General features: G+C 60.9%; 5 protein-coding genes and 1 pseudogene. All 6 read right to left on the bottom strand.

Going from position 1 to position 3,820, the window contains the following annotated elements; genetic code table 11:
* Positions 1 to 335: 335 nt before the first annotated feature.
* Positions 336 to 896, bottom strand: a complete 561-nt coding sequence (locus Q1A36_RS21115) for a hypothetical protein (RefSeq protein ID WP_299848125.1) — start codon at positions 894 to 896, stop codon at positions 336 to 338.
* A complete protein-coding gene (locus Q1A36_RS21110) occupies positions 896 to 1,858 on the bottom strand; it encodes a DUF4123 domain-containing protein (RefSeq protein WP_299848123.1) in 963 nt (320 codons plus the stop codon). The genes Q1A36_RS21115 and Q1A36_RS21110 overlap by 1 nt, the downstream gene beginning before the upstream one ends.
* On the bottom strand, positions 1,842 to 2,246 hold the full coding sequence (locus Q1A36_RS21105; RefSeq protein WP_299848121.1) for a PAAR domain-containing protein: 405 nt from the start codon (positions 2,244 to 2,246) through the stop codon (positions 1,842 to 1,844). The genes Q1A36_RS21110 and Q1A36_RS21105 overlap by 17 nt, the downstream gene beginning before the upstream one ends.
* Positions 2,216 to 2,572 (bottom strand): hypothetical protein, encoded by a 357-nt coding sequence (locus Q1A36_RS21100; protein WP_299848119.1) that lies wholly within the window; start codon positions 2,570 to 2,572, stop codon positions 2,216 to 2,218. The genes Q1A36_RS21105 and Q1A36_RS21100 overlap by 31 nt, the downstream gene beginning before the upstream one ends.
* A 4-nt stretch (positions 2,573 to 2,576) precedes the next feature.
* Positions 2,577 to 3,137: a hypothetical protein gene (locus Q1A36_RS21095; protein WP_299848117.1), complete on the bottom strand. Its 561-nt coding sequence runs from the start codon at positions 3,135 to 3,137 to the stop codon at positions 2,577 to 2,579.
* 1 nt (position 3,138) lies between these two features.
* Positions 3,139 to 3,820: pseudogene (locus Q1A36_RS21090) on the bottom strand (hypothetical protein); the annotation flags it as partial.

Genomic DNA, 3,820 nt, shown 5'->3' with positions numbered 1-3,820 from the left:
CATCCTGATCAAGCAGGCCCGCGCCGAACATCACGGTGACAATCAGCGCCAGCTACACCACGCTATGGGACAGCATCAACGCGAATCAACGCGACAGGGGCCGCCAGTTTGGCTGTGACCCGAAGATTGGTGTTGTAGAGATCTGAAGATACCCACGATCATGGGGTCATGGGGCCGCTTGCCCTACTGCGCCGCTTGCCTAAATTCGCAGGCAGATGTTCTCAATTCGACCAGGCTGCTTCAGCAGCACAACCTCGAAAACCGGGAAACCCTGCCATCGCCCCCCGTCGAGCTCTGCGCCGGAATGACCAAGGCAACAGCCTCGGCCGGCGCAATCAATAGCGTTGCGTCAAGTTTGGCAGATAATTCCCATTCACCTTGTGAGGCGCAACATCCATCGCATTATGCAGATTCTCGACTGTCCCTGGCGCAATCATGTTGCCCACGGCACGCGCCGCCGAGGGCGCGGGAGCGTAGTCATAGGTCCCCATGTATTTCGTGGTATCGTCAAGCTTGCCACCGACATAGCGGCATTGCCATCCCCGCCCCGCGCCGGATGCAACCCGGGCGACGCGGAAGGTCATATTCTTCTCGTCTCGGAATCCGGGGACTGGATCGTCGTGGAACCACCAGGCGGTGGCGGCATTGTCAGGCTCCCAGGTGTTGCCCTCGTGATCGACCCAGCGATCGAGCACCTTGAAGGTCATACCCGTCCTCATGTTCAGCTTTTCAATATAGACCGGGCGAGGCGGGGTATTCGGACAGCGGTTGCAGGCATTGCGCTCCAGGTGAGCGCGCGAGTTGGGATCGATCTTGTCGCCCAGCTTCACCGAACGGCAGGGCGGGTCCTCGGTTGCGCCACATCGTCCGGTCGGGCAATCGTAAGGCTCGGTCATCAGTACTCACCGGTCCAGAACCGGTCGATGGCGGCATTATAGGCCTCTCGCTCTTCCAGCGAGCCGAAATCGCTGGTGAGATAGGCCTCGAGGATGGCGCCTCGCATCAGCGGATCCCCGGCGAGTTCGTTCTTTTCTAGGACCTGTCGCCAGATCCATTCATTGTTGATGATGTCGGGGCGCAGCAGGCGTACGGCTTGGACGGTGAGGACCGTCCCGGGCCGGACATCGCCCAACCGCTCCGCATCCTTGATGCCAAGCGAGATCTGCTGGCGCAGGGACGCATCGTCCAGCCGCGCGACCGCGTCGGGAAAGACCGATCGGAAGAAGCGAAACAGATCGGTCTTGAACGTGTCACCTGCGACCTCTTCAAAGGTCTGCATCTGTGCCGGCGTAATCTGGTAATAGGTCCCAACCCCAAACCTGGTCGGTTCCGTGGCCCGTGCACGGGGCGTCAGGCTGTAATTGGCGTGAGAGCCATCGCGCAGCAGATGAAATTCCGCCACCGGGCCAAAGAACGCGTGAGCGTCGGCTGCCGGCAGCGTCATCAGAAAGACCGCGAGGATGTGCGGATCAAACATGCGGAACATCACCTTTCCTCCGTTTTCTGGCAGTCTGACGGTCAGCCACCTGCGCAAATGCCGGCGCAGTTCATCCATCGTACAATCGGCGACCAGCCCGATGGCAGCATCGCGCTCGACCAGCAATCGGGTCGTTTCGGCAGACTCGAGATCCATGCCCTCGCCGCTGCGATCAAGCAGATAGGGTGCTTCGCGCTGCAGCGTCACCGCATCCTGCCCTGTGAAAAGCGAGGCGAAGGACATGCCGCTTTCGGCCAGCACCCGGTAGACGTCATCCGCGGCGGTGGCATCCACCAGCAAGAACTGGCCGGGCAGGTCCCGCGCGCCAAGCGAAGGCGCAGTAAGGACCCGAATGGCACCCAGATCAGGATTTTCCGACAAAGGCCTGCCCTCGTTTCCGGGCCTTCTGCATGCAGACGCGGACGCATTCGGATTTTGCGAAGACCGGCTTTTCCAGGATGTCCAGCGCTACGTCGGGCGAGCCCGTCGCCATCTTGCCGCCACAATTCACCCCGTCGCCGATCCGCGAGAACGGGCGCCCGTTGACAAATACGGTAGGCGAGCCCTCTGACATCGATCGCGTGGGGGCAGCGCAGCCATGCCCTGCCAACGCGTCTCCACGGCGCAAAACCGGGCGGCCATTCGCACTGACATCTCCGCTACCTTCGATGGCAGCCGTCGCGGGGCGCGACCCATGGCCGGTATCAAGATCCCCTTTGCGTGCGGCATCGGGCATGGTCAGTTGTCCTTCCAGCTCATCATCACGCATTGAAACCTGTCGCTTTGCAGAAACGATTGCAGGAATTCCGCAGCATCCCCGCTTGTCTCGCAATTGGCCGCGTCGCTGACGAGATAGCCGATCTGGGTTTCACCGATAAGCTCGCCCCCGGCCGTCCGTGTTCCGGGCTGCATCGCCACGGCAATAATCAGCTCCTCGGCACGTTCGGGCAGCAGGTTGAACAAATAGGTCGGGCGCAGGTTGCTGTCCTGGGCAAGAGGGCCATCGGATGCCCCGCGGATCAGACGCAAGCCGACCGCACCAATGACGATTCCGAGAATCAGGCACAGGACCGCAACAGGAAACAGCCGCTTCATCCGTTCACTCCGTCAGCCAGTTCCAGACGCGCTCCATCGGCCCCGGCGTGGTGCCGATCACGTCGGTGGTCTTGAAGCCGTCCGGATAGACCTTGAAGAAGGGGCCGTCGACCTGCCGCGTGAACACGGCCAGTCCCAGCATTTTCGCATCGGCATCACCCTTATAGGCAAAGCGTTCGGCATGGATGGCCCAGGCATTGACCCGTGGCCCGGCGCCCTTGAAGACCTGCGGCGGCGAGAATGGGGACAGATTGGCATCAAGATCGCCGTCAAGATCATAATCCTGAGGCAGCCAGTCACTGCCCCAGGGAGCGAGCCAGCGTGCCTCATGCTCGAAATACTGATCGCGCAGCGCCTCCTGCGTCGTCGCGATCGAGGGGATGCGACCGCTCGTTTCGACGGCACGGGAATTGACCTCGTAGGGCGTGTGAACGGGGCCATAGCCGACGCTCATCCGCGCGATCGCGATCTTGGGTCCGGCGACGAAATAGAAACGCTCCTCGCTTTCGACGATGCGTCGAAGAAGATAGTTCTCGCCTGCGATGGTTCTGACGGGTGGGGCCATATCAATTCAGGTTTATCTGGGCTGCGTTGATATTGCAGGTGCCCGAGGTCTCGATATCGGATTTCTCGGTTGCAATCAGCAGCTCGGTTCCGGTGATGGCGACCTTGCCATCCTGCCTGAGGATGATGGCGGAGTTGCCGCTGCGCAGAATGATGCTTTCGCTGCCCTCGATCAGGACGTTCTCACGACCGCTGATGGACACCGAGGCATGGGAGGACAGATCCAGTTCGCGCCCGGTCGTTACTGTTTTCGATCCTTGGATCTTTTCGATGCAATCCAAAAGCGTCGTCTGCATCCGATAGCCGGTCACAGCGCTCAGCAGGTTTCCGACACCCAGCAGCTTCGGCAGCTTGAAGAACCGCGACCAGATGGCCTTTTCCCGGTCATCGGGACCGGCGGTGATCGGGGGAACATAGGGGACGCCGCCGACAAGCTCGAAACGATCTCCCCGCACCTCTTCATAGGATGACATGCCGACGCGCGTATGCTGGTTATAGCGAACCTCGCGAAAAGCGTGGGCGCCAACATGCCAGGCCTCGTTGCGACCGGTATAGGCCGTGCGATCCCTTTCGATTTCGCTGTTCAGGTCCAGCTGCGCATGGACGAAGACCTCCTCCTCACCCTGCTGATCCTCGAATCGCAGTTCGTTGAACCCGCGCCCTGTGCGGTTGCCGTCATGCGTA

The sequence above is a fragment of the uncultured Paracoccus sp. genome (genome assembly GCF_947487305.1).
GTDB lineage: Bacteria > Pseudomonadota > Alphaproteobacteria > Rhodobacterales > Rhodobacteraceae > Paracoccus.
This window is presented reverse-complemented; position numbering and strand designations above follow the sequence as displayed.

Bases quoted from the DNA above. Each gene is read 5' to 3' on its own strand.
- Q1A36_RS21115 (WP_299848125.1), bottom strand. From the start codon at position 896: ATGACCGAGCCTTACGATTGCCCGACCGGACGATGTGGCGCAACCGAG.
- Q1A36_RS21105 (WP_299848121.1), bottom strand. From the start codon at position 2,246: ATGCGTGATGATGAGCTGGAAGGACAACTGACCATGCCCGATGCCGCA.
- Q1A36_RS21095 (WP_299848117.1), bottom strand. From the start codon at position 3,137: ATGGCCCCACCCGTCAGAACCATCGCAGGCGAGAACTATCTTCTTCGA.
- Q1A36_RS21100 (WP_299848119.1), bottom strand. From the start codon at position 2,572: ATGAAGCGGCTGTTTCCTGTTGCGGTCCTGTGCCTGATTCTCGGAATC.